This is a genomic window from Rahnella sp. PAMC25617 (assembly GCF_050606005.1).
Lineage (GTDB): Bacteria > Pseudomonadota > Gammaproteobacteria > Enterobacterales > Enterobacteriaceae > Rahnella > Rahnella variigena.
The window spans coordinates 249,526-274,497 of sequence record NZ_JBOCUM010000014.1 but is presented as its reverse complement, the minus strand read 5'-3'; the positions used below and the strand labels follow the sequence as shown (position 1 = coordinate 274,497).

The window sequence follows — 24,972 nt, the reverse complement described above, 5'->3', positions numbered from 1 at the left end:
AAACTTATTTGAAGAAGTCTGCGCTGACGGTGAGGTTGCCACCGCTTTTGTTCTGCCACTGACGAGTGATGTGGTAGAACTTGGCACCTTTGGCAGCTGCACGGTTTGCCACTTCCTGTGAAACATCCGTGGTGCTGTTGAAGTGACCGGTGAAGGTCGTGGAGTCAAACGGCACCATCTGAGCGGCGGTCACGTCATTCACTTCCTGAATTTTCGCGCCGTTGGTTGCTGTGACGGTGTAACGTTTACCAGTAGACGACTGCGTTTCGAAGAAACGGCCTACTTCACGGCTTGGACTGCCGGAAGATGCCACGCCTGGGATCTCAACTTTCTTCGCTTCTGCGCCACCGGCTGCCAGTGCTGCACGGCCTGCATCAGAATCGGCAGGAATAGCATCAGGTGACTGAACCACGCGTTTTGGCGCATCTTTCTTATAAATAAACGCAGTGATGTACTGGTTGCCGCCGCTGTTGGCATCAATCTGGCGGACGATGAAGAAGGAATAAGCCCCTTTATCTTTGGCCGCTTTTGTAATGGCATCGTTAACGTCTGGCTGGCTGCGATAGAAACCGCTGACAGTCACAGTATCAAAAGGCTCAAGTCCATAAGCGACGTCTTTCGGCAGCTCTACCACGCCATTAATGACGCGATAATGGGGATCTTTGCTCACTTCCGGCGCATCTTTTTTATAGATATCTGCCACTACACGCCAGTTACCGCTATTGTTAGTGCTGTTGGTATCTTGAATATAAAAATAATCTGCACCCAGCGTATCGGCACGGCGGGACACGGCATCAGCCGCATCGCCCAGCGTGTTGAAACGCCCGGTAATAACAATGCGATCAAAAGGCTTAATGGCTGCAGCTTTCTGTGGGCTAATTTCCTGCGCGGCATGTGCAGCCGACAGCGCAGAAACAGAAAACAGGGCCGATGCGATGATCGTTTTTGTCAGCTTCATAAAAAATCCTTTCACCTTGCGCAGTAATGTTGAAACGTGCTGAATTCTTGATGTGTAACAGGTTAGCGGCCGATTATTGCATGTAACAATGCCGAGTGTCTCAGCAATTTATGGCAATAATGCGTGCGCCACCGACGATAACAGCGACTTTTTTTACCAGGTATAACTTATATAAGTTTGTTGAATAATCCAAGTAGTGAAATAAATGTTAATTATTCACTATTTTCTAACTTTTATGCCCGTTCTGAGCGGGTTAAGGTAGAGAAACTCTCAGTGATAGATCGGGTTTAAAGCAGGTTATCAGGTGGATTAAAGGCCTGTTTACTCAGGTTTGCAGCAGGTTTGCGGCCCATATCAATTTTTTTATTATTAATTGTCTGACTATCGCTGTGATACGTAGATTATTGATTAGATATTCAGTAGGTTATAAGCGGCCTGAAAAAATACAAACCGGGGCTTACTATCAACCGGCAGGCGTGAAGTTGAATTGTTATGACGATGACATAAATCATCAATGAAAAGGGTGAAGGGAATACTATGCGTATTGGTGTACCAAGAGAGCGGTTGACCAATGAAGCCCGGGTTGCAGCCACGCCGAAGACGGTGGAACAGTTGCTTAAACTCGGCTTTACGGTCGCTATCGAACAGGGAGCCGGTAAATTAGCCAGCTTTGACGATGCAGCTTATGAACTGGCGGGTGCATCTGTCGTCAGCGGCGATGATGTATGGCAATCAGATATCGTGCTGAAGGTGAATGCGCCTGAAAACGATGAAATCGATAAATTACAAGCAGGCACCACGCTGGTCAGTTTCATCTGGCCTGCGCAAAACCCTGAGTTGATTCAAAAACTGGCTGACCGTCAGGTGACGGCAATGGCAATGGATTCTGTGCCTCGTATTTCCCGCGCACAATCTCTTGATGCTCTGAGCTCAATGGCTAACATCGCGGGTTATCGCGCGATTGTGGAAGCCGCCCATGAATTTGGTCGTTTCTTTACCGGGCAAATCACTGCTGCGGGTAAAGTGCCGCCGGCGAAAGTCATGATCATCGGTGCCGGTGTGGCTGGCCTGGCTGCCATTGGCGCAGCAGGAAGCCTCGGCGCTATCGTCCGTGCTTTTGATACCCGTCCTGAAGTGAAGGAACAGGTAAAAAGTATGGGTGCGGAGTTCCTGGAACTGGACTTCGAAGAAGAGGCGGGCAGCGGTGACGGCTACGCAAAAGTGATGTCAGAAGCCTTTATTAAAGCGGAAATGGCGCTGTTCGCAGCCCAGGCCGAAGAAGTAGACATCATTGTGACCACCGCGCTTATCCCGGGACGTCCTGCACCGAAGCTCATCACCAAAGAGATGGTCGCTTCGATGAAACCGGGCAGTGTGATTGTCGATCTGGCAGCCCAGACGGGCGGTAACTGTGAACTGACGGTTGCAGACCAGATTACCACTACAGAAAACGGCGTGAAGATTATCGGTTATACCGATTTGCCAAGCCGCCTGCCGACGCAGTCCTCCCAGCTTTACGGCACCAATCTGGTTAACCTGCTGAAATTACTGTGCAAAGAGAAAAACGGTGAAATCGAAATCGATTTTGAAGATACCGTTGTGCGCGGTGTGACCGTGGTGAAAGCCGGTGAAGTAACCTGGCCGGCACCGCTGATTCAGGTTTCTGCTCAGCCGCAGGCTGCGAAAACCGCTGAGCCGGTAGCAAAAGCTGAAGTTAAGCCCGCGTCTCCGTGGACCAAATTCATCATCATGGCCGTTGCCATTGTGCTGTTTGGCTGGCTGGCGAATGTGGCGCCGAAAGAGTTCCTCTCTCACTTTACGGTGTTTGCGCTGTCCTGTGTGGTCGGTTACTACGTGGTGTGGAATGTCAGCCATGCGCTGCATACCCCGCTGATGTCGGTCACTAACGCCATTTCGGGGATTATTGTGGTCGGTGCCGTACTGCAAATCGGTCATGGCGGATGGGTCAGTTTCCTGTCTTTTATTGCCGTGCTGATTGCCAGTATCAATATTTTCGGCGGATTCACCGTCACTCAGCGCATGCTGAAGATGTTTCGTAAGAACTAAGGGGAATATATGTCTGGGGGTTTAGTTACAGCAGCATATATTGTTGCCGCTATTCTGTTTATTTGCAGCCTTGCCGGGCTGTCAAAACATGAAACATCAAAACAGGGTAACATTTTCGGCGTCACCGGGATGGCCATCGCGTTAATCGCGACCATTCTTGGACCTGACTCCGGTAACGTTGGCTGGATCATCGTCGCCATGGTGATCGGTGGTGCGATTGGTGTTTATCTGGCACGTAAAGTCGAAATGACAGAAATGCCTGAGCTGGTTGCCATTCTGCACAGCTTCGTGGGTCTGGCTGCGGTTCTGGTGGGCTTTAACAGCTATCTGGATCACGGTGCGGTGCCGATGGAAGGCGTGATGGAAAACATCCATCTGACCGAAGTATTCCTCGGTATCTTCATCGGTGCGGTGACCTTTACCGGTTCGATTGTGGCGTTTGGTAAACTTCGCGGGATTATCTCTTCCAAACCGCTGGCTTTGCCGCATCGTCATAAACTGAATCTGGCTGCGCTGGTTGTTTCTTTCCTGCTGATGGTGATGTTTGTTCGCACCGAAAGCGTCGGTCTGCAGGTTGTTGCATTGCTGATCATGACCATCATCGCTCTGGCGTTCGGCTGGCACCTGGTGTCATCCATCGGTGGTGCGGATATGCCGGTTGTAGTGTCCATGCTGAACTCCTATTCCGGTTGGGCAGCGGCGGCAGCGGGCTTTATGCTCAGCAATGACCTGCTGATCGTCACCGGTGCGCTGGTGGGTTCTTCAGGTGCAATTCTGTCTTACATCATGTGTAAAGCGATGAACCGTTCGTTTATCAGCGTGATCGCCGGTGGTTTCGGTACTGATGGCTCTTCTACGGGCGACGCTGAAGAAATGGGTGAGTATCACGAGGCAAGCGCGGAAGATGTGGCTGAGCTGCTGAAAAACGCCAGCTCAGTGATCATCACCCCGGGCTACGGTATGGCGGTGGCTCAGGCACAGTATCCAGTGCATGACATTACCGCCAAACTGCGCGCTAAAGGCATCAAGGTTCGTTTCGGTATTCATCCTGTTGCAGGGCGTTTGCCGGGCCATATGAACGTTCTGCTGGCTGAGGCGAAAGTGCCTTATGACATCGTGCTGGAAATGGACGAAATCAACGACGATTTCAGCGATACCGATGTTGTGCTGGTTATCGGTGCAAATGACACCGTGAACCCGGCGGCACAGGAAGATCCACGCAGTCCAATTGCCGGTATGCCGGTGCTGGAAGTGTGGAAAGCGCAGAACGTGATTGTCTTCAAACGTTCAATGAATACTGGTTATGCCGGTGTGCAGAACCCGCTGTTCTTCAAAGAAAACACTCAGATGCTGTTTGGCGATGCCAAAGAAAGCGTTGAGAAAATCCTGCGTGCTCTCTAATTCCTGAGCCGCAATGAAAAAGGCCAGTCAGTTGACTGGCCTTTCTTTTGTGCGCGATTGAGCGATTATTCTCAGACAGTATTCTCACAGATTACTCGTCGTCATCCTCTTCTTCGTCATCGAATGTCAGCGGACATTCAAAATCATCCGGTTTGATGGCCAGCAAATCGCATTTCAGATGGTCGATCACCTGTTCCGTGGTGTTGCCTAAAAACGCCGCAGAAAGACCGGTACGGCCAATCGCACCGAGAACAACCACACCTGCCTGCAAATGCTCTGCAAGGTCAGGAATGACTTCTTCCGGTAAGCCTTTTTCCACGTGTGTGAATTTTTCGTCAAGCTGGAATTTCTGTCGCAATGCTTTCATCGCAATCAGATGCTGACCGCGGATAGCATCGTTATAGACGCTTGGGTCAAAGTCAGGAAGTTCGATGGCAATATTAATCGGCGTGACCGGATACGCGCCGACCAGATGGACTTCCGTCTGATTAACGTGTGAGGCCAGCTCGATGGTTTCTTTCACCAGTTTGATATTGAGCGGGTCATGATAGGGTTCTTCACTGGAAAGGTTAACGGCGACAACGGCTTTACCGCTTTCAGGCCACGGCTGGTCTTTGACCATCCAGACCGGGCAAGGGCACTTGCGCAGTAAATTCCAGTCCGTAGGCGTGAAAATGACAGATTCAAGACGGTCATGCTGGTGGGCCATTTTCAACAGCAAATCATGATTACCGGCAATCACTTCCTGAATGATGGCTTCGAAAGGTTTGTTGTGCCAGACCACTTTAACGTCGATCGGAATACCCGCTTCGACATAGTAGCGACACTGTTCTTTAATCCATTCTTCCCGTTCACTGATTACGCTTTGCCGCATACCGATTCGCTCATCTGGCGAAAGCATGGTGGTCATTTCATAGGAGAAATCATAAATCGACAAAAAGGCTTTGATGCTGCCGCCGTTACGTTGCACCAGATAAACGGCACGACGAAGCGCGGGTTGGTCATCCTGATTGGGGTCGATAGCAACGAGTAAATTCTGATACTTAGCCATGGGGACTCCTTAACACCTGTAAGAGAACGGCGGTCAGTGTATTAAGTACAGAGTAAACCAAGATTAAGCAATCGGATAGCGGAGAAATTGAGTCGGATCAACAAATTATTCCTTGATGATCCGACGCAATAATTGTCAGGCGGGAGCCTGACAGATCAGGCAGAGACCGGAGCAGACTGACCGGCTAACTGAGAAAGCATTTCATGATTCTCAATCGTGATGTATTTACCTTTAACACTCAGCATTTCTGATTTCTGGAAACGGCCGAGCAGGCGGCTGATGGTTTCTACAGTCAGCCCGAGGTAGTTACCGATATCGCCACGGGTCATCGTCAGGCGGAATTCGCGCTGAGAGAAACCACGCTGAGCGAAGCGGCGGGAGAGGTTATAGATAAATGCCGCCAGACGTTCTTCGGCATTTTTCTTCGAAAGCAACAGGATCATATCCTGATCACCTTTAATCTCACCGCTCATCAGACGCATCATTTGCTGACGCAGATTCGGCATTTTACCGGACAAATCGTCCAGGGTTTCGAAAGGAATTTCGCAAACCATTGAGGTCTCCAGCGCCTGAGCAAAGCTCGGATGCTGCAAGCCACCGATAGCATCGAAGCCGACTAGATCGCCTGCCAGATGGAAACCGGTAATTTGCTCGTCACCTTGTTCGGTAATGGTGTAGCTTTTGATAGTCCCGGAACGAATGGCATACAGGGATTTCAATTCATCACCGGCTTTAAACAATGCCTGACCTTTTTGGATCGGCTTTTTCCTTTCGATAATGTTATCGAGCTGATCAAGTTCATGCTCATTAAGCGTGAAAGGAATACAAAGCTGGCTAATGCTACAGTCCTGACAATGGATCGCACAGCCACCAGATTGGATACGTCGAATAATACGCTTTTCCGGGATCATAAGAGTCACTCTGGCAATATTGATATGGGTCAATTTTAACATCTTTTACGCCGAGTGATAAGTAGCTTAAAGGAGCGAAAAGAGCGAAATGTTAAAAAACCCCGATTTTAAAAGGTTTTTTTTAAATAAAAAATTGATCTTTACATGCAATTAAGCCGAATTGAGAATCAATGAGCTTTAAATCAGGATCAATTTATTGATGGGGGGAATATTTAGTGCGGAGAAAATAAAGGCTTTAAATCAATTTATAGCAGGCTAAGAATGAATTTTTTCGCCCGTTTTGCTTTATTTTAGCCCTGATGAACCCTGAAATATGCGGCAGAGGATTATGGCATAAACACTGAACCGGATCGACTTTGATACCCATTCTCCTCACAACCGCTTACAATGCTCCCTTCGTTTAGCATTCGTTTACTTTTAGGAAAGGTGTCATGCAGTCCGATTCCCTGGGTTTTCCGCTGGAAACAACCATTGTTTTTGTCGTCGTGGCGGTCGCCGCGTTGTTAACTGACATCTTTGCGCACCGCAGCCACAAGCCGATTGGCCTGAAAAGTGCCTCTTTATGGACACTGTTCTGGATTGCCGTTTCCCTGAGTTTTGCCGCGTTTTTATATGTCCATCATGGCAAAGAAGTCGCGAGTCTTTTCCTCACCGGGTATGCGCTGGAGCAGGTGCTTTCCATCGATAACCTGTTTGTGATTATGGCGATTTTCGCCTGGTTCAAAGTGCCTGACGGTTATCGTCACCGGATTTTGTACTGGGGCGTGATTGGCGCAATCGTGTTCCGTGGGATTTTCGTGGTGATCGGCACCAGTTTGCTGGCGCTCGGACCCTGGGTCGAAATGGTGTTTGCCGTGGTGATCCTCTGGACAGCGATCCTGATGATGCGTGCAGGAAATGATGACGAAGAAAATGATGATTACTCAGATCATATCGCCAACCGGCTGGTTCGCCGTTTCTTCCCGGTGTTTCCAAAACTGGTCGGCCCGCATTTTCTGGTCAGCAGTGAACAGGTCGAAGCTGAGCTGGCAAAGCCTGAAAATCAGGGCTTCAGTTTTACCGTGAAAAAGGGCGTGCGTTACGCGACGCCGTTGCTGTTGTGTATTGCCGTGGTTGAGATTTCTGACCTGATGTTTGCGTTCGACAGCGTGCCTGCGGTTATCGCCGTCAGCCGCGAACCGCTGATTGTTTATTCCGCCATGATGTTTGCCGTACTCGGTTTACGTACGATGTATTTCGTGCTCGAGGCATTGCGCAAATATCTGGTGCATCTTGAGAAATCAGTGATTTTCCTGCTGTTCTTTGTGGCGGCGAAACTGGCACTGAATTCCAGTAATCATCTGTGGCATCACGGGGTTGAAATCAGCGCCTTAGCCAGCCTCTACGTGGTGCTGGGTGTTCTTGCGCTGGGCATTATTGCCAGCTTGTTGTTTCCCGGAAAAAAAGAAGCCGCATAGCGTGAGCTGACGTATCGATATAAAAAAACGCTGCGAATGCAGCGTTTTTGCTTTGTGCGGAGAGAGAAATTGCCGGCGCTACACATCACCCTCGTTATCTTTTTCCACCGCTTCGTGAATGCGATCCAGCATATCCGGGAAGGCAGACTGTACGCGGCTCCAGCTCGGGATAAAGGGTTTTTCGCTCGGCGTATCCACAAATGCCTGACCGGCTTCCATAATCGCGCCTGAAAACAGTTCCACGGCAGATTCCTCGCTGTGACGGTCAAACGATAATCCGTTCATTTTTGCGTCATTCTCAAACCCGTCAATCATATCCAGCGCATTGCGATAGTAGGTGGCTTTGAGGATACGGAAAGATTCGCTGGTGATATTCACACCAAGGATCGCCATCTTGCGGTAAAGCGCCTTGGTGATATCGATACTCATGCGTTGCAGCCCGTTTGTCGCATCATCTTCGGACATCGGCTGGTGCTTATGATCGTAGGTATCGGCGATATCGACCTGACAAATACGCTTGGTCGCCGTATTTCGATGAAGTTCTGAAAGTACGCCAATTTCCAGGCCCCAGTCGCTCGGGATACGCAGGTCATTCAGAATGTCCGTGCGCATCGCAAATTCGCCGGAAAGCGGATAGCGGAAGGTACGCAGGTATTCCAGAAAGTCAGAGTGACCGTAAACAATTTGCAGCGATTTCAGCAGCGGGAAGACCAGAAGACGTCCCACGCGGCCATTGAATTTTCCGTCGGCGACGCGGGCGTAATACCCTTTACAGAAATCGTAATGGAAGTTGGGATTCGCCACCGGATACATCAGGCGGGCCAGCATATCGCGGCTATACGTGACAATGTCACAATCATGCAGCCCGACTACCGACGTGCGCCGCGATGCCAGTGTATAACCGGCACAGAACCACACGTTGCGGCCTTTGCCCGGCTCATTCGGTGAAAGATTTTCTTTTTTCAGCTCTTCATCCAGCGCTTTGAGGCGCGGGCCATCATTCCATAAAATTCGGTGGCGCTGCGGAAGGCGGGAGAAAAATTCACGCGCAAATAAAAACTGATCGCGATCAGCGCGATCTAACCCAATAACGATCTCCTCCAGATAAGGGACTTTGGTCAGCTCATCCACAATACGGGTCAGTGCAGGACCTTCAAGTTCTGAAAAAAGTGACGGTAATATTAATCCCATTGAACGGCGGCCTGAAAAAACCTGCAAATCGTATTCCAGTTCTTCGACTTTGCGGTTAGTCAGATTATGAAAATTGGTAATGACTCCATCCTGATAAAAATCGCTCATACGGTATTCTCCAATTTTAGAATTGATAAAATTATTGGAAGTCTTCTCTGTAAATACAGAACGATAAACAATGTGAAAACAATTTATTAATAAAGGCCATTACCTCTTCAAATTTGCCCTTTAAAGAAGGGGGATAAAATGACTCAGCCCCTGACTCCAGCCATGGGGGCCAAATTCACTGGTACGAAAAACTCCTGAGATATCGTCACGATGCAGCGGCATTTCATGGTCATGATGGCCTTTAACCACCACCGCGTAATTCACCACCTCCAGCATGGATAAATCATTCGGGCCATCGCCAAGACCGATGCTGATAACCGGTTGCCCGCGTTTTTGCTGATAGCGCTCAGACAACCATTGCACAGCCTGACCTTTACCTGCACCGGCTGCCATGACATGCCAGAACCGTCCGCCACGGGTGAGTGCCAGACCTTCGCGGGCCAGGCATTTTTTCAGATGCGCAAAATCCAGATCATTACCAAACCAGACCAGCGGTTCGGACGCCACGCGCTGCATGGCGAGATCTGCTTCCTGCTCCGATAAACCCGTCCAGACGGCGACTTGTTTTGGTGTGACATCACCAAACCCGCGAAACTCAAAATCGTAACGCTGACGCAATTCGACCAGCGTCTGGCGGATTTCGCTGTAACCCGCGCCGTTGATATAAAACGGGACTTCATCAGCGGTTCGCCAGTCCGGCGGCAGATGGATCATCGCGCCATTTTCAGCGATAAAAGGCTGGTGCGTCAGGTGCAAAGCCGACTGCAGTGTCGCGACTTCAGCAGGCGTTTTGCTGGTCGTCAGAATAAGCGGAATTTTTGCCGCCGAAAGTTTATCCAGCCAGGGTTGGGCCGGTTGCCAGCTGTAATCATGATGATCGAGCAGGGAGCCATCAAGGTCAGTAAAAATAATCAAGGGATCGTCAAGGTAAGGCATCTTTTCTCCTCAATTCAGCCGGTAACAGACGCAAATCTTTAACGATTTAGTTCTGTCCCAGCAGCTAAGTATAGATAGAAAAATGAGTTTTATTGACCGCGCCGCCATTTCAGGATTTTTTACCGCCGCAGACTCGTTTGCTGGCAGCTTTACCCGCAGGAGGTTTACAGGGATAATTTGCAGCAGTCCCACCGCTGAGAAAGAGGTAAGCAGATGAGCGAAGATGATGATTTATTCAGTCAGGAAATGGCCGGAGTTCAGCCACTGGCGTCGGATAAACGGGTGGTCTACCTCAAAAACTCAACCACCGGACAGAAGGTCAGCAGCGAAGAGGTAACGGAAAAACGTGAAAATCCGCTGACCACCGGCTTTCTGAATATCCAGCCGTGCGACGAACCGCTCGGGTATAAGCATGACGGTGTTCAGCAGGGCGTTCTCGACAAACTTCGTCAGGGAAAATACCCGCTGGAAGCCAGCCTGAATCTGCTGCGCAAACCCGTTGAACAGTGTCGTCAGGAGCTATTTACGTTCTTCTGCCAGGCACAGGCCGAAAATCTGCGTACTTTGCTGATCATCCACGGTCGTGGCCGTGATGATGAAAGTCATGCCAACATTGTGCGCAGTTATCTCGCCAAATGGCTGAAACAGCTTGATGATGTTCAGGCGTTCTGTGTGGCCATTCAAAAAGATGGCGGTGCCGGTGCCTGTTATGTCGCGCTGAAAAAATCTGCGCAGGCGAAACAGGAAAACTGGGAACGCCACGCCAAACGCAGCCGCTGATACTCGCGGATCCGGCCAAGTCAACGTTTGTTGCCGCGTGGTTTAAGCGCTATCCCTTACTGTCCTGACACTTTTCCATGCCCGGTAACGGGCACTTAATTGAGTTATTTGCATGTTCCTGAAACCGATTTATTTGCGCTGCGCGCTGTTGCTTTGCGGCGTCACTCTTTTATCTGCCTGTGACCGTAAAGCGGCTGAACAGAGCGAGACGATGGTGATTGAAGGTAAAACCATGGGGACGTTTTACCGCGTCAGTCTGGCAGGCGTGGATAAAAGTCGTGAAGCCGCGCTGCGCGAACAAATCGAGGCGCAGCTTAAAGAAGATGATCACCAGCTTTCGACTTACAAAGAAGACTCGGTGCTTTCGCGCTTTAATCAGTATCAGGGCAGCGTGCCGCAACCCATCAGCGCAGGCATGGCCGATGCGATTGTCACGTCTATGCGCATCGGAATGCTGACCGGCGGCGCGATGGATATCACCGTTGGCCCGCTGGTCAATCTTTGGGGCTTCGGGCCTGACAAACAACCGGTTAAAACGCCGACGCCTGATCAGATTGCCGCAGCACGTAAACTGACCGGATTACAGCATCTGAAAGTGATCCAGCAAAGCGACGGACAGTATCTGCAAAAAGATTTGCCGGGAATGTACGTGGATCTTTCAACGGTCGGCGAGGGTTACGCCACGGACCATCTGGCGCGGCTGATTGAAGGCAATGGCATCAGTAATTATCTGGTGTCTGTGGGCGGTGCGGTGGTGTCCCGCGGACATAATGCGAAGGGCAATCCGTGGCAGGTAGCGATTCAAAAGCCAACGGATAAAGAAACGGCCGTGCAGGCGATTGTCGATTTGCAGGGCATGGGTATCAGCACGTCCGGCAGCTATCGCAATTATTACGAACTGGATGGCAAACGCCTTTCGCACATTATTGATCCCGCCACGGGTTCGCCGATCACGCACAAGCTTGTATCCGCGACGGTGATTGCGCCCACCGCGCTGGAAGCCGATGGATGGGATACCGGACTGATGGTGCTGGGCACGCATAAAGCGCTGGCGCTGGCGGAAAAACAGCATCTGGCCGTGTATCTGATCACCAAAGAAGGTGACACGTTCAAAAGTTATATGTCGCCGCAGTTCAAAGCCTATCTGAAAGACCCGGAATAATTCCGCGTACTGAATCTGCGGACTACAGCGCCCCGTGCAGTTTTTCTGAGAGAAAATCCAGAAACACCCTCAGCGCGGGTGACTGGCCTTTATGACTGGCATACAACGCAGAAATGGAGGACGGCTGCGTTTGCCAGTCAGGTAGCAGGGACATTAATTTGCCGTCGTGCAGACTTTTTTTGCATGCCATTTCCGGCAACAGCGCGATGCCCATGCCGTCCACCGCCGCCTGACGTAAAACCAGTAAATTATTGCTGATCATGCGGGGGGTTAATGACACCTTTCGCGTTCCTTCCTGCGGATGAGCCAGTTCCCACTGTGAACCGGCCCACGGTGTTTTGCGCACCAGCGTTGGCAGATAACTCAGTTGATCCACAGAAGGCGGCGCAGGTAATGCCGCAACAAACGCCGGACTGGCAACCAGCACATATTTCAGCGTCCCGAGCGGTTTGCGGTACAAACCGGAATCTTCCAGAGGTTCGCTGTGCGAATGTATCGTCACATCAAAATTTTCCCCGAGTAGATCCACACTGCGGTTAATAGCCAGAAGTTCCAGCGTGATAGCCGGATAACGTGTCAGAAACTCGGTCATCAGCGGAGCCACGACCATTTCCGCCATCATTACCGGCGTGCAAACCCGCAACAATCCGCTGGGATTTTGCTGTAAATCGTCAATCACCTGTTGTGCCGTTTGCGCCTGTTGCAGCAGTTTCTGGCATTCGATGGCGTAGCACTCGCCGACACTGGTCACGGAAAAATGGCGGGAAGTGCGTTGCAGCAGCCGGACCCCGAGACGGTTTTCCAGTGCGTCAATACGGCGGCTGAGCAGGGATTTTGAAACGCCCAGCGCCCGCGCCGCGGCGGTGAATCCCTGATGCTGGACGACGGCGGCAAACAGCGCCATATCATTGAGATTATCGTTCATCTGCCTTCTCATATTCATCGTTGCAAAATGGCAACGATATGTTGCCATATTAGATATTTCACGCCATATCAACAACGATTATCCTGTGTTCATTCCGCAGAACATCTGCCAACAGGATTTAAAAATGAAAATATTACATATCGATTCAAGCCCGTTTATTAACGAGTCCGTTTCCCGTGAACTCTCGGCGATGATTGTCACGGAACTTTGTTCACGCCATCCGGACGCCAGCGTAACCTATCGCGATCTCGGTACTGCGCCACCGCCGCACCTTTCAGCCGGGGCCATGAGCCTGCTACACAACGCGCAGGATGTGACGATCACGCCAGAGTTGCAGGCCGAACTCGACGGGATTTATCAGTCAATCGAAGAACTTATCGCTTGCGACGTACTGGTGATTGGCGCTCCGATGTATAACCACTCCATTCCGAGCAACCTGAAAGCGTGGCTGGATCAGGTCTGTCAGAAAGGCAAAACGTTCCGTTATACCCCGCAGGGTGTAGTCGGGCTGATCCCAGGCAAAACGGCTTTTGTTGCCTCAAGTCGCGGTGGCGTTTACAGCACACCGGAAACACTTCCGCATGATTTTCAGGAGCCGTATCTGGCGTCGATTCTGGAACTGATGGGCGTAGCGGATTGCTATATTATTCGTGCTGAAGGTGTGAGCCGTCAGGCAATTGGACGTGAGAAAGGGCTGGCAGAGGGAAGGGAAACGCTGCTTCAGATCCTCGGTCACTGAAACAGCGCTGCCCGATTTTAGTGTTTCGAGGTACTTATCAGCTCGAAAAGCACCACGGTGCGGGATGTGCAGATATACTCGCGGCCGAATTCGAAATTATGTTCGTTAACGTCATCCGGCTGGAAGGTGTCGAAAATATGCCGCCAGCTTTCGCCGTGTGCAACGGAAGGCAGCGTGAACACCACGTCTTTGTGTGAGGCGTTAAACAACAGCAGGACCGTACTTAATGAACCCTGACGCAGTAAACCAGTCGGCTGTGCGCGACCGTCAAGCAGCATTGCAATGCATTTGGCGTGCGGATCTTTCCAGGCTGCATCGGTCATTTCCGGCCCCTGTGGCTGGAACCAGCTGACATCTTTCACGCCCAGCTTCTCGTGAACCGCACCGGTGAGAAAGCGCCCGCGATGTAAAATAGGGAAGCGTTTACGCAGCGCAATCAGCCGGTAAGTGAACAGCAGTAACGCCTGACCTTTTTCTTCGATATTCCAGTTAATCCACGCAATCTCAGTGTCCTGACAATAGGCATTGTTGTTGCCATTCTGCGACCGCGCAAACTCATCACCGGCCAGCAGCATCGGCGTACCTTGTGAAAGCAGCAGTGTCGCCAGCATATTGCGCATCTGCCGTAACCGGAGTTCATTGATGGCCGGATCATCACTCGGGCCTTCCACACCGTAGTTGGCCGAGATGTTGTTATCGCTGCCGTCCTTACCATTCTCGCCGTTGGCTTCGTTGTGTTTGCTGGCATACGAAACCCAGTCATTGAGCGTAAAACCGTCGTGCGCGGTAATAAAATTCACTGAAGCGTAGGGCTTGCGGCCACGGTGATTGAACAAATCCGCTGAACCGGAAAGCCGTGTGGCGAACTGCGCCAGCTGGCCTTCATCACCTCGCCAGAATTTGCGCACCGTATCGCGGAAACGGTCGTTCCACTCCATCCACCCCGGCGGGAAGCCGCCAACCTGATAGCCGCCGGGACCGCAATCCCACGGCTCAGCAATCAGTTTGCACTGGCTGAGGATCGGATCCTGACGGCAGGTGTCGAGAAAACCACAACCTTCGTCGAAACCGTAACTTTCACGTCCGAGAATGGTAGCCAGATCAAAGCGGAAACCATCGACCTGCATTTCTGTCGCCCAGTAACGCAGTGAATCGGTAACCATTTGCAGCACACGTGGATGGCTGAGATTGAGGGTGTTTCCGGTGCCGGTATCGTTAATGTAATAACGTTTATTGTCCGGCATCAGCCGGTAATAACTGGCGTTATCGATGCCTTTAAAAGAGAGCGTCGGCCCGAGTTCGTTTCCTTCCGCCGTGTGGTTGTACACCACATCCAGTATCACCTCTATATTGGCGGCGTGCAGGGTGGCAATCATTTGCTTGAACTCATTTACGGTCTGCGTCGCCATATACTGCGGATGCGGTGCAAAGAAACTGAGTGTGTTATACCCCCAGAAATTATGCAGCCCTTTGTCCTGCAAATGCCGGTCATCAGTAAATGCATGAATGGGCATCAGCTCGACTGACGTCACGCCCAGCGAGCGGATGTATTCCACAATGTGCGGGGTACTCATGCCGGAAAACGTTCCGCGCAGATGTTCGGGAACCGCCGGATGGCGCATGGTATAACCGCGAACATGCGTTTCGTAGATCAGCGTTTTTTCCCACGGAATGTGTCTTTTACGAGAGCGAGCCCATGAGAATGCCGGGTCGATTACACGACACTTGGGCAGAAACTCTGCGCTGTCGCGGTTATCAATGTGCAGGTCTTTTTTCGGGCTCTGCATATCATAGGCGAACAGCGCATCGTCCCATTTCAGCTCACCGACAATCTGTTTAGCATACGGGTCGAGCAGCAGTTTGGCGGGATTAAACCGGTGTCCGTCGTGCGGTGCATACGGGCCATGCACACGATAGGCATAAAGCAGGCCAGGACGGGCATCGGGCAGATAACCATGCCAGACCTCATCGGTATATTCCGGTAGCTCAATCACGTCGTACTGTTCGCCGTCTTCATTGAAAAGACACAGCTCGACTTTAGTGGCATTCGCCGAGAAAAGGGCGAAGTTCACACCCAGTCCGTCCCACGTTGCACCCAGCGGCACGGGCAATCCTTCACGGACGCGGGTGGTGTGTCCGGAATCGAAACTGCGAACAATTTCGCCGTCACTGTAGGGATGGATAATCCGCACGCCGAGTTCATCCACGGCGATATCAACCTGAGCATGTGAAGGAACTGTGCGAACTTCTTCCGTTGTGGCGGTAGGTTTACTTGTCTTGCTTGACCGGGCCTTTGTCATACTTGACGTCACTCCGTTTCAGGGAAATCTGACAAAAAAATGCCGAAAGAGGGCCATCTGCGCATGCACAGACGATAACAACGAGTGTAGACCGGAGTTTGGAACTTCTCCCGTTAACCGTCGAAAAGCTGTACAAGGCGCCGGGCTTCAATGATAGTGAGAACGAAAAGGCTAGCCTGCTAGTTATTGTCTGACTTTCTCCCGAGGAATTCCCATGACCATCGCGTTACTCAGCCATGTCGATCTTGATGCTGGCTATCCTGACCGGTTCGAAGCGGCCGGTTTTACTCTTTATTTTGCGACGACACATGAACAACGTACCTCGCTGGATCCGCAGACAGCGCAGCAGATCCGCGCGGTGCAGACTATCGGCAGTATCGGTTTAAGCGCGGCAGAAATGGATAACCTGCCCAATCTGGAAATCATATGCGCGCAAGGTGTCGGGTATGAACATATTGATGTGGTTGCTGCGAAACAGCGCGGTATTCATGTCACACATGGTCCGGGAACCAATAATTCTTCCGTGAGCGATCACACGCTGGCGCTGATGCTGGCGATCACCCGTAAAATCCCGCAATTTGATACGGCGGTGCGTGGCGGAGAATGGAAAAAAGCGCGCTGGAATACGCCGGGAATGGCGGGTAAGCGTTTAGGGATTATCGGCATGGGCAACATCGGCAGTCTTATTGCACACCGCGCTGCGGGCGGGTTTGATATGGAAATTGCATATCATAACCGTCGTCCTCTGCAGGACACGCCATACCGTTATTTCCCGGACATCACCGGACTGGCGCAATGGGCCGATTATCTGGTGGTCGCCACGCCGGGTGGCAAAGACACTGTCAGGCTGGTGGATGCGGACGTGCTGCGCGCGCTGGGGCCGGATGGATTTGTGATTAACATTGCCCGCGGCAGCGTGGTGGATAGCGGGGCGCTGATCGCCAGTCTCCAGAATCATGAAATTGCCGGCGCGGCGCTGGACGTGGTTGATGGCGAGCCAAAGGTACCTGCACAAATGCTGACACTGGATAACCTGGTCATCACGCCGCACGTGGCAGGCCGTTCGCCAGAATCCGTGGAAAACATGATGACGCTGGTGTTATCTAATCTCACGGCGCATTTTAGCGACAAACCGGTCATGACCCCGGTGCCGCAATAGAACGTTTTCACCGCTCGCCTGCACCCTGACATAAACGCCGCCTGACGGCGTTTTTTTACGAGTGTCATCCCGCCGTTAGTCAGAAAAAGCATAAGACACAGCTTTTTCTTATTTGTCTGGCATAGCAACAGATCGTAACAATAGGGTTTTGGCAAGCAAGAGGCAGACAGCGGTGAACTTTCAACAACTCAAAATTATACGGGAATCAGCGCGATGCAATTACAACCTGACTGAAGTCTCAAACATGTTATTCACTTCACAGTCAGGGGTCAGCCGCCATATCCGCGAGCTGGAGGATGAGCTGGGCGTTGAGATATTTATCCGTCGTGGTAAGCGTTTGCTGGGGCTGACGGAGCCCGGTAAAGAGTTGCTGGCTGTCGCCGAAAGGATCCTCAACGAAGCCCAGAATATCCGCCGTCTGGCCGATGTTTTCTCGAAAGAGGACGCCGGCGTTCTGACTATTGCCACGACACATACACAGGCGCGTTACAGCCTGCCGAAGGTCATCAAAGCATTCCGCGCTATTTATCCCGGTGTACGTCTGGAATTACATCAGGGCTCGCCGCAGGAAGTTCTCGCGATGCTGCTGAGCGGGCAGGCGGATGTGGCCATCGCCAGTGAAAAACTGATGAACGACCCGGCTGTGGCGGCGTTTCCCTATTACCGCTGGCATCATGCGATAGTCGTTCCGCAAGGTCATCCGCTGACGTTGCAGCACCCGGTGACATTGCAGCATCTCAGTGAACAGCCGTTAATCACTTATCGTCAGGGGATCACCGGCCGCTCGCGTCTCGATGAAGCGTTCAGCCGCGCCGCGCTCACCGCCGACATCGTGCTCAGCGCTCAGGATTCCGATGTGATTAAAACCTACGTGGAATTAGGGCTGGGTGTCGGCATCCTGGCGGATAAAGCGTTCGAAGCCGCCCGTGATACGGGCCTTCAGCTGATTAACGCCGAGCATTTGTTCGAAGCCAACACCGTCTGGCTGGGGCTGAAAAAATCGCAATTGCAACGTAACTACGTCTGGCGGTTTATTGAATTGTGTAATCCGGGACTGTCGGTGAATGAGATTAAAGAGAAGGTGTTTACGACGGGGGGAGAACCGGTGATTGACTATCAGATCTGAGGGGCAAGCCCCTGGGTTAAGGTCAACACCTTGGGTTGCCACCCAAACTGGCCTTAAGGTTAAGGTTAAGGTCGTGGGCGTCGGCCCACACCGACCAGAGACCCGGTAACGCGCGGGCCTCTGGACTCCGCGCTTTTCTAACTGCGCGCTGTCGCGGGTATGACGGACATGTTCCGGCGCATTAGCGAGTGGCGCAAATCCAGGTGCTTCGCACTGCCTTCTCTCGGTCTTCGAGCCGCAGGTCTCGAAGCCGCTCCGTTCAGCTGAATTTTTAGCACGCCAATCAACCTTTTTAAAAGATGAAAAACAGTCTGCCGTTGATTTTAAGATGGTGCGGGCGATTCAGAAATCTTGCTGAATGAGAGGTTGCAGACCTTAGGCTGCAATCCCGAAATGAAGGAACCGCGCAGCGGCAAGATTTCCAGCCTGTCGCTGCGGCAACTGAAACATAGCCAGCGAGCGGAGCGCGCAGTGAAAAAGCGAAGGGAGATCCAAGAGGGAAAAAGCATTTTTCCCTCTTGGTCGGTTTCGGCGCAGCGCGCTAAGTGATCGCAGCAATTGAGAAACCGAAATTGGCTTTGGCAAGACTTAACCCGCCTGGCAAGGCAAATTTCACATATAAAAAAACCGGTCCTGAGACCGGTTTTTTACCTTCGCTAAAAAGCGAAACCTAGGCTGCCGGTTTAGCGATCACATTGCGATTTTCCATGCGAACTTCCGCAATGTTCACATCAATGATGTCGCTCTGACGGTAGGCCACTTCGCCTTTGATCAGCACGGTGCCGGTATCAGCGCTGCATACCAGTTCGTCGCGCACACTGTGCAGGAACGGAGCAGGGATGAACGCCACGGCGCCGATATCTTGCAGACGTACTCGCAGACCGCCGCGGGTGACATCGATGATTTCAGCGCTGAATTTAACATCAGTGCCGACTTTATCTTCCAGATAACGCGCATACAACCAGTCACCAACATCGCGCTCGGCCATGCGGTTGGCACGGCGGCGTTCTGCCAGCTGAACAGTCATCTCGTCCTGAGGTTTCTCAGCAGACTGTTGCAGGATCATCGCTTTCAGAAGACGGTGGTTCACCATGTCGCCGTATTTACGGATTGGCGATGTCCAGGTGGCGTAAGCTTCCAGACCCAGGCCGTAATGCGGCCCAGGGGTGGTGCTGATTTCTGCAAAAGTCTGGAAACGACGAATACGGCTGTCGAGGAACTGCGTTGGCAGCGCATCAAGTTTACGGCGCAATGCGCAGAAACCTGGCAGCGTCAGCAGTTCTTCAGCATTAGCTTCCACGTCGTTGGCCTGCAACACGGTCACTGCGTTTTCTACCAGCAGCGGATCAAAACCGGTATGCACGTTGTAAACGCCGAAACCGAGGCTGTCACGCAGGGCGATAGCCGCACAGACGTTGGCGGCGATCATCGATTCTTCCACGATGCGGTTAGCGATACGACGATGCTCAGCGACGATTTCCAGCACGTTGCCTTTCTCGCCTAATACGAAACGGTAATCAGGACGATCTTTGAATACCAGTGCATGTTCGGTGCGCCATGCGCTGCGTACGTCACAGACGCGTTTCAGCAGACGAATCTGCGAGGCAATGACATCGCTGGCCGGTTGCCACTCGCTTTTCTCATCCGCTTCCAGCCAGTCAGACACATCGTCGTAAGCCAGTTTGGCTTTGGATTCGATGGTCGCGGCGAAGAAGCGAATATCACTGCCCAGTGCGCCATCGGTGCCCAGCGTCACAGAGCACGCCAGAACCGGACGGCTGACGTCCGGCCACAGGGAACAGATATCATCAGACAATTCACGCGGCAGCATCGGGATGTTGAAGCCCGGCAGATAGTTAGTGAATGCGCGTTTTTTGGCAATATTGTCGAGATCGCTGCCTTCACTGACATAAGCCGTCGGGTCAGCAATCGCGATAGTCATTTGCAGGGTGCCGTCGCCGTTGTCTTTCACATACAGCGCGTCATCCATGTCCTGCGTGCTGCCGCTGTCGATGGTGACAAATGGCAGGGCAGTCAGATCTTCGCGGGTCAGGCCTTCATCGCGCAGTTCAGCGATGTCAGATTTTGGCGCTTCACGTTCGAGATTATGACGTGCCAGCGTTACCCACCACGGGGCGAGATCGTCGGTGCCGGTGGTGATCCATTCGGTGATTTCAGCCTGGAAGCTGTGATCGCCTTCTTTCAGCGGATGGCGGCGCATTTCAGCCACACACCAGTCGCCGTCGCTCACTTCATGATTGATGTTGCGGGCAACGCGGCACTGAATGGAATCACGTAATAAAGGATGGTCCGGGATAATGGAAAGACGGTCGTCTTTCTTGGTCACGCGGCCTACAAAACGGCTGAGGAACGGCTCAACCAGCGTTTCCGGCTGGACGATTTCACGCTCTTTCTCAGTTTGCAGGGAGGCAATGACGCGATCCCCGTGCATGACTTTTTTCATGTACGGAGGCGGAATGAAATAGCTTTTTTGACCGTCTACTTCAAGAAAGCCAAAGCCTTTCTCAGTGCCTTTCACGATGCCTTCGACACGTGGAGTCTGAGAGTGAAGTTGCTGTTTTAGCTGCGCGAGCAGCGGGTTATCTTGAAACATATCGTCCAGAGAATTGGGGGTTAATGTGGCTCGATTAGCGGCAGACAGTTTTACGCGATCTGGCCCCTTCGGGCAAGCGGCATCTACCCCTTTCGCCTCATAACCCTGAAGCGAAAGGGGAGATTTGCGCGATGGTGCGCAAGTCTGACTTATGCGATACGTTGCAGGTCGACTTTTTGCTCGCAGCGACGGATAGTCACCGGAACAGCTTTGGAGGTCGGGGTGTGGGTCTGGTCGCCAAAACTGGACATCGGCACCAGCGGATTGGTTTCAGGATAATAAGCCGCCAGATTACCGCGCGGAATGTCGTAACTGACCAGTTTGAAGCCGGTAACTTTACGCTCGATGCCGTCGTTCCACAGCGTTTCTATTTCCACCAGTTCACCGTCTTTCAGGCCTAAATCAGCCAGATCCTGCGGATGGATGAACAGCACTTCGCGCTGGCCGTAAACGCCACGGTAACGGTCATCAAGGCCGTAAATGGTGGTGTTGTACTGGTCGTGCGAACGCAACGTTTGCAGGGTGAACGGCGCATTTTGATCGCCCATCGGGATCAGCACGTCCGGCAACGGGGCCGCGCTGAAATTCGCCTTGCCGCTGAGCGTGTTGAAATTCAGTTCCGCTGCCGCATTGCCCAGATAGAAGCCGCCTTTAATATCACAGCGTGCATTGAAATCTTTAAAGCCAGGAATGGTCGCTTCGATGTGGTCGCGGATCAGATTGTAATCGTCAGCCAGCGCCATCCAGTCGAGGTATTTATCACCAAGAACGGCGTTGGCGAAACCGCAGACAATCGCGGTTTCGGAACGTTGTTCTTTCGATAACGGAATGCCGACGCCTTCGGACGCATGCACCATGCTGAAGGAGTCTTCAACGGTGATGAACTGCGAACCGGTGGCTTGCATATCCAGCTCAGTACGCCCCAGTGTTGGCAGGATCAGCGCTTCTTTGCCCGGTGTCAGATGCGAGCGGTTGAGTTTGGTGCTGATTTGCACAGACAACTCAAGATTACTCAGCGCCCGTTCGGTGCGCGGTGTGTCCGGTGCCGCCGCTGCCAGATTACCGCCGAGGCAGATCAGAACTTTGGCTTCTTTACGCAGCATCGCTTCCAGCGCTTCAACGGTGTTATGGCCCGGCACGCGCGGTGGCGTGAATTTAAAGTGGCTTTCCATGGCATCAAGCAACGCTTTTGGTGCTTTTTCATCGATGCCCATGGTGCGGTTGCCCTGCACGTTACTGTGGCCGCGAACCGGACACAGACCGGCACCCGGTTTACCGAGCTGACCAAACAGCAGTTGCAGGTTAGTGATTTCACGCACGGTCGGAACGGAGTGTTTATGCTGTGTTATGCCCATCGCCCAGGTACAAATAACGCGTTCGGCGTTCATATAAATAGACGCCGCTTCACGCAGATCCTGTTCGCTCAGACCGGACTGTTCGGTGATTTTTTCCCAGCTGGTGGCATCCACGACGGCCAGATACTCATCCACGCCAACGCTGTTAGCCGCGATAAAATCTTCATCGAAAAGGGAAGGCTGGCCGGAAGCGATACGCTCACGGTGAGTCTGCAACAGCGCTTTGACGATACCGCGCACGGCGGCCATATCGCCACCTAGATTCGGCTGATAATACGCCGCACTGATGCGACCGGCTTTCGGTGTGACCACTTCCAGCGGTTTTTGCGGATCGGCGAAACGTTCCAGACCACGCTCACGCAGGTTGTTAAAACTCACCACTTTTGCGCCACGGTCAGAAGCATGACGCAGGCTGTGCAGCATACGCGGATGGTTGGTGCCCGGGTTCTGGCCAAAGACGAAAATGGCATCGGCTTTTTCAAAGTCATCCAGACGGATAGTGCCTTTACCGACGCCGATACTTTGTTTGAGGCCGACACCGCTGGCTTCGTGACACATGTTTGAGCAGTCAGGGAAGTTGTTGGTGCCGAACATGCGGCCGAAGACCTGATACAGATACGAGGCTTCGTTACTGGCGCGGCCGGAGGTGTAAAAATCTGCCTGATCCGGGTTTTCCAGACCTTTCAGATGACTGGCGATCAGCGCAAACGCGGCGTCCCAGCTGACGGGTTCATAATGATCAGTTTCGCGGTTATAACGCATCGGGTGAGTCAGGCGTCCCTGGTATTCAAGGAAATAATCGCTTTGTTCGCGCAGCTTGCTCACGCTGTGTTGGGCGAAGAATTCAGGCTCAACGGCTTTACGGGTGGCTTCCCAGCTGACGGCTTTCGCGCCGTTTTCACAGAAGCTGAAGGTGCTGTGGTTATCATCGCCCCAGGCACAGCCCGGACAGTCAAATCCACGACCTTTGTTAACACGCATCAGGTTACGCAGGTTAGACAGAACTTTTTTACTGTCGAAGACGAAACGGGTGGTTGATTCCAGTGCACCCCAGCCGCCGGCCGCGCCGTGGTAGGGTTTGATCTCAGTTTTGAATTTCATAATTATGCTTCGCAGGTGATTTTTGTCTGATTTTAAACAACCGCAACGATGAATTGTTAACCGGATTGTTAATTTTATGTCACAAGTTTAGGAGGGGTATGCGCTGCCGTCTAATCGAATGCCATGATGGTGTGATAGAAGCGCTCTATCGCAGGAAAATATCGGGGAATAACGCAAATAGCGTCTAAAAATCAGGGGCGGGAGCGCACTGCCAATCAGTTTGAAAACAGCGGGTTGTGATAATGAAAACTAATGACCTCGCGCGATGTGGTTTTCGGCTGAAATTAACACAAGTTGTAACAGTATCGTTTCATTATGAAATGCTTAGCAAAAGACTAAGGGTTTTTCTGCGAGTAGTTTTAGGGCAACCTATGCCGCAGATTTTGAATCCATAGTTTTTTTGTATAGAGTGCGGCTCAGTTTATGCCCCGACTCTGTAGCGCGTTTAAGGAAGATTCAGTGAAACGTAGTGTAATTAGTGTCTTATCTTGTGTATTGATGTTCTCCGCAGGCAGTGCGAAAGCTATCGCACCACTGGATTTCCCTGTTGTCCCGCCGAGCATTGATGCAGCTTCTTTTGTGCTGATGGATTATGCCAGTGGTGATGTGCTGGCCGCCGGCAATCCGGACGACCGCCGCAATCCGGCAAGCCTGACCAAACTGATGACAGGTTATGTCATTGACCGCGCACTGGATCATAAAAAAATCACCATGGACGATGTGGTCACCGTGCCTCAGGAAGCCTGGGTTGCCGGTAACAAGAGCCTGGAAGGTTCTTCGCTGATGTTCCTCAAACCGGGTGACCGTGTGAGCGTGCGTGATCTGATCCGTGGCATCATCATCACTTCCGGCAACGATGCCTGTGTGGCGATGGCCGATTATGTCGCGGGCAGCCAGGACTCATTCGTTGGCATGATGAACCAATACGTCACCAGCCTCGGCCTGACCAATACGCATTTCGAAACCGTCCACGGTCTGGATGCACCGGGTCAGTACACCACGTCTTATGACCTCGCGAAGCTGTCCCGCGCCATTATCGGCGGTGAGCCTGAGGAATATCGTATGTATGCCGAGAAATCGCTGACGTACGACAACATCACCCAGCAAAACCGTAATGGCCTGCTGTGGGATAAAAACCTGCAGGTGGATGGCCTGAAAACCGGTCACACTGAAAGCGCCGGTTTCAACATCATCGCCTCTGCGACGCAGGGTGATCGCCGTCTGATTGCCGTTGTCATGGGCGGTAAAAGCTCAAAAGGGCGCGAAGAACAGGCGCGTAAACTGCTGACCTGGGGTTTCCGCGAATACACCAGCAAACAGATTTTCAAAGCGGGTCAGACCGTTTCGGATGAGCACGTCTGGTTTGGTGCTGCTCCTCAGGTGAAAGTCGGTTCCCTCAGCGATGTGTTTATCAGCGTGCCGCAGGCTGACGCCGATAAACTCAAAGCGCAATATGTGCTGACCAATCCGCAGATTGACGCGCCGCTGAAAAAAGGTCAGGAGCTCGGCAACATTAATATCGTGGATAACGGCAAAGTCATCAAAACCGTGCCGCTGGTGGCACTGGAAGATGTCGCAGAAGGCGGGATCATCAGCCGTGCGATTGATTACGTGAAATTGAAAATCTGATT

18 protein-coding genes are annotated in these 24,972 nt (G+C 52.1%); 9 read left to right on the top strand and 9 right to left on the bottom strand.

All coding sequences use genetic code 11. The annotated features are described in order from the left end of the window. Nucleotides 1–4 precede the first annotated feature (4 nt). Complete coding sequence (ydgH, locus tag ACM615_RS18470) at nt 5–958, bottom strand: DUF1471 family protein YdgH (RefSeq protein WP_431012303.1); 954 nt, start codon at nt 956–958, stop codon at nt 5–7. A gap of 537 nt (nt 959–1,495) precedes the next feature. Here ydgH and pntA point away from each other — a divergent pair. Both pntA and pntB read left to right on the top strand, forming a co-directional pair. Continuing rightward, nucleotides 1,496–3,025, top strand: coding sequence for a Re/Si-specific NAD(P)(+) transhydrogenase subunit alpha (gene pntA / locus ACM615_RS18465; RefSeq protein ID WP_431012302.1), 1,530 nt, complete (start codon nt 1,496–1,498; stop codon nt 3,023–3,025). A gap of 9 nt (nt 3,026–3,034) precedes the next feature. Then, nucleotides 3,035–4,426 (top strand): Re/Si-specific NAD(P)(+) transhydrogenase subunit beta, encoded by a 1,392-nt coding sequence (gene pntB, locus ACM615_RS18460; RefSeq protein ID WP_129638265.1) that lies wholly within the window; start codon nt 3,035–3,037, stop codon nt 4,424–4,426. A 91-nt stretch (nt 4,427–4,517) separates the two neighbouring features. On the opposite strand, the gene uspE is transcribed toward pntB, so the two are convergent. Both uspE and ACM615_RS18450 read right to left on the bottom strand, forming a co-directional pair. After that, a complete protein-coding gene (gene uspE, locus ACM615_RS18455) occupies nt 4,518–5,477 on the bottom strand; it encodes a universal stress protein UspE (protein ID WP_112288687.1) in 960 nt (319 codons plus the stop codon). Between the two features lie 155 nt (nt 5,478–5,632). Beyond that, entirely contained in the window at nt 5,633–6,388 is a 756-nt protein-coding gene (locus ACM615_RS18450) for an FNR family transcription factor (RefSeq protein WP_013575564.1), read from the bottom strand. A 431-nt stretch (nt 6,389–6,819) separates the two neighbouring features. Between ACM615_RS18450 and ACM615_RS18445 the strand changes: the two genes are divergently transcribed. After that, nucleotides 6,820–7,845, top strand: coding sequence for a TerC/Alx family metal homeostasis membrane protein (locus ACM615_RS18445; RefSeq protein WP_129638264.1), 1,026 nt, complete (start codon nt 6,820–6,822; stop codon nt 7,843–7,845). Between the two features lie 78 nt (nt 7,846–7,923). Here the strand turns inward: ACM615_RS18445 and ACM615_RS18440 are convergent, their stop codons facing one another. Beyond that, nucleotides 7,924–9,144, bottom strand: coding sequence for a glycosyl transferase (locus ACM615_RS18440; protein ID WP_112288685.1), 1,221 nt, complete (start codon nt 9,142–9,144; stop codon nt 7,924–7,926). Nucleotides 9,145–9,264: 120 nt separating this feature from the next. Beyond that, nucleotides 9,265–10,080, bottom strand: coding sequence for a mannosyl-3-phosphoglycerate phosphatase-related protein (locus ACM615_RS18435; protein ID WP_159281155.1), 816 nt, complete (start codon nt 10,078–10,080; stop codon nt 9,265–9,267). Between the two features lie 213 nt (nt 10,081–10,293). Between ACM615_RS18435 and smrA the strand changes: the two genes are divergently transcribed. Both smrA and apbE read left to right on the top strand, forming a co-directional pair. Further along, on the top strand, nt 10,294–10,860 hold the full coding sequence (gene smrA / locus ACM615_RS18430) for a DNA endonuclease SmrA (protein WP_112288683.1): 567 nt from the start codon (nt 10,294–10,296) through the stop codon (nt 10,858–10,860). A gap of 112 nt (nt 10,861–10,972) precedes the next feature. Next, nucleotides 10,973–12,022 carry an FAD:protein FMN transferase ApbE gene (gene apbE / locus ACM615_RS18425; RefSeq protein WP_431012301.1) on the top strand — a complete coding sequence of 350 codons (1,050 nt, stop codon included), beginning with the start codon at nt 10,973–10,975 and terminating at the stop codon, nt 12,020–12,022. 22 nt (nt 12,023–12,044) lie between these two features. Here the strand turns inward: apbE and ACM615_RS18420 are convergent, their stop codons facing one another. Beyond that, nucleotides 12,045–12,947, bottom strand: a complete 903-nt coding sequence (locus tag ACM615_RS18420; protein WP_431012300.1) for a LysR substrate-binding domain-containing protein — start codon at nt 12,945–12,947, stop codon at nt 12,045–12,047. Between the two features lie 124 nt (nt 12,948–13,071). Between ACM615_RS18420 and ACM615_RS18415 the strand changes: the two genes are divergently transcribed. Then, nucleotides 13,072–13,686 (top strand): FMN-dependent NADH-azoreductase, encoded by a 615-nt coding sequence (locus tag ACM615_RS18415; RefSeq protein WP_431012299.1) that lies wholly within the window; start codon nt 13,072–13,074, stop codon nt 13,684–13,686. Between the two features lie 17 nt (nt 13,687–13,703). On the opposite strand, the gene glgX is transcribed toward ACM615_RS18415, so the two are convergent. Further along, nucleotides 13,704–15,986, bottom strand: coding sequence for a glycogen debranching protein GlgX (glgX, locus tag ACM615_RS18410; protein WP_112288679.1), 2,283 nt, complete (start codon nt 15,984–15,986; stop codon nt 13,704–13,706). 214 nt (nt 15,987–16,200) lie between these two features. Between glgX and ACM615_RS18405 the strand changes: the two genes are divergently transcribed. Together ACM615_RS18405 and cbl are read left to right on the top strand one after the other, a co-directional pair. Further along, nucleotides 16,201–17,145, top strand: a complete 945-nt coding sequence (locus ACM615_RS18405; protein WP_431012298.1) for a 2-hydroxyacid dehydrogenase — start codon at nt 16,201–16,203, stop codon at nt 17,143–17,145. 172 nt (nt 17,146–17,317) lie between these two features. Beyond that, complete coding sequence (gene cbl, locus ACM615_RS18400) at nt 17,318–18,271, top strand: HTH-type transcriptional regulator Cbl (protein ID WP_120162544.1); 954 nt, start codon at nt 17,318–17,320, stop codon at nt 18,269–18,271. Nucleotides 18,272–18,941: 670 nt separating this feature from the next. Here cbl and ACM615_RS18395 read toward each other — a convergent pair. Both ACM615_RS18395 and ACM615_RS18390 read right to left on the bottom strand, forming a co-directional pair. Further along, entirely contained in the window at nt 18,942–20,885 is a 1,944-nt protein-coding gene (locus ACM615_RS18395; RefSeq protein ID WP_159281160.1) for an exoribonuclease II, read from the bottom strand. A 149-nt stretch (nt 20,886–21,034) separates the two neighbouring features. Next, nucleotides 21,035–23,341 (bottom strand): FdhF/YdeP family oxidoreductase, encoded by a 2,307-nt coding sequence (locus ACM615_RS18390; RefSeq protein WP_431012297.1) that lies wholly within the window; start codon nt 23,339–23,341, stop codon nt 21,035–21,037. Nucleotides 23,342–23,800: 459 nt separating this feature from the next. Between ACM615_RS18390 and ACM615_RS18385 the strand changes: the two genes are divergently transcribed. Beyond that, on the top strand, nt 23,801–24,970 hold the full coding sequence (locus ACM615_RS18385) for a serine hydrolase (protein WP_112288586.1): 1,170 nt from the start codon (nt 23,801–23,803) through the stop codon (nt 24,968–24,970). Nucleotides 24,971–24,972 lie beyond the last annotated feature (2 nt).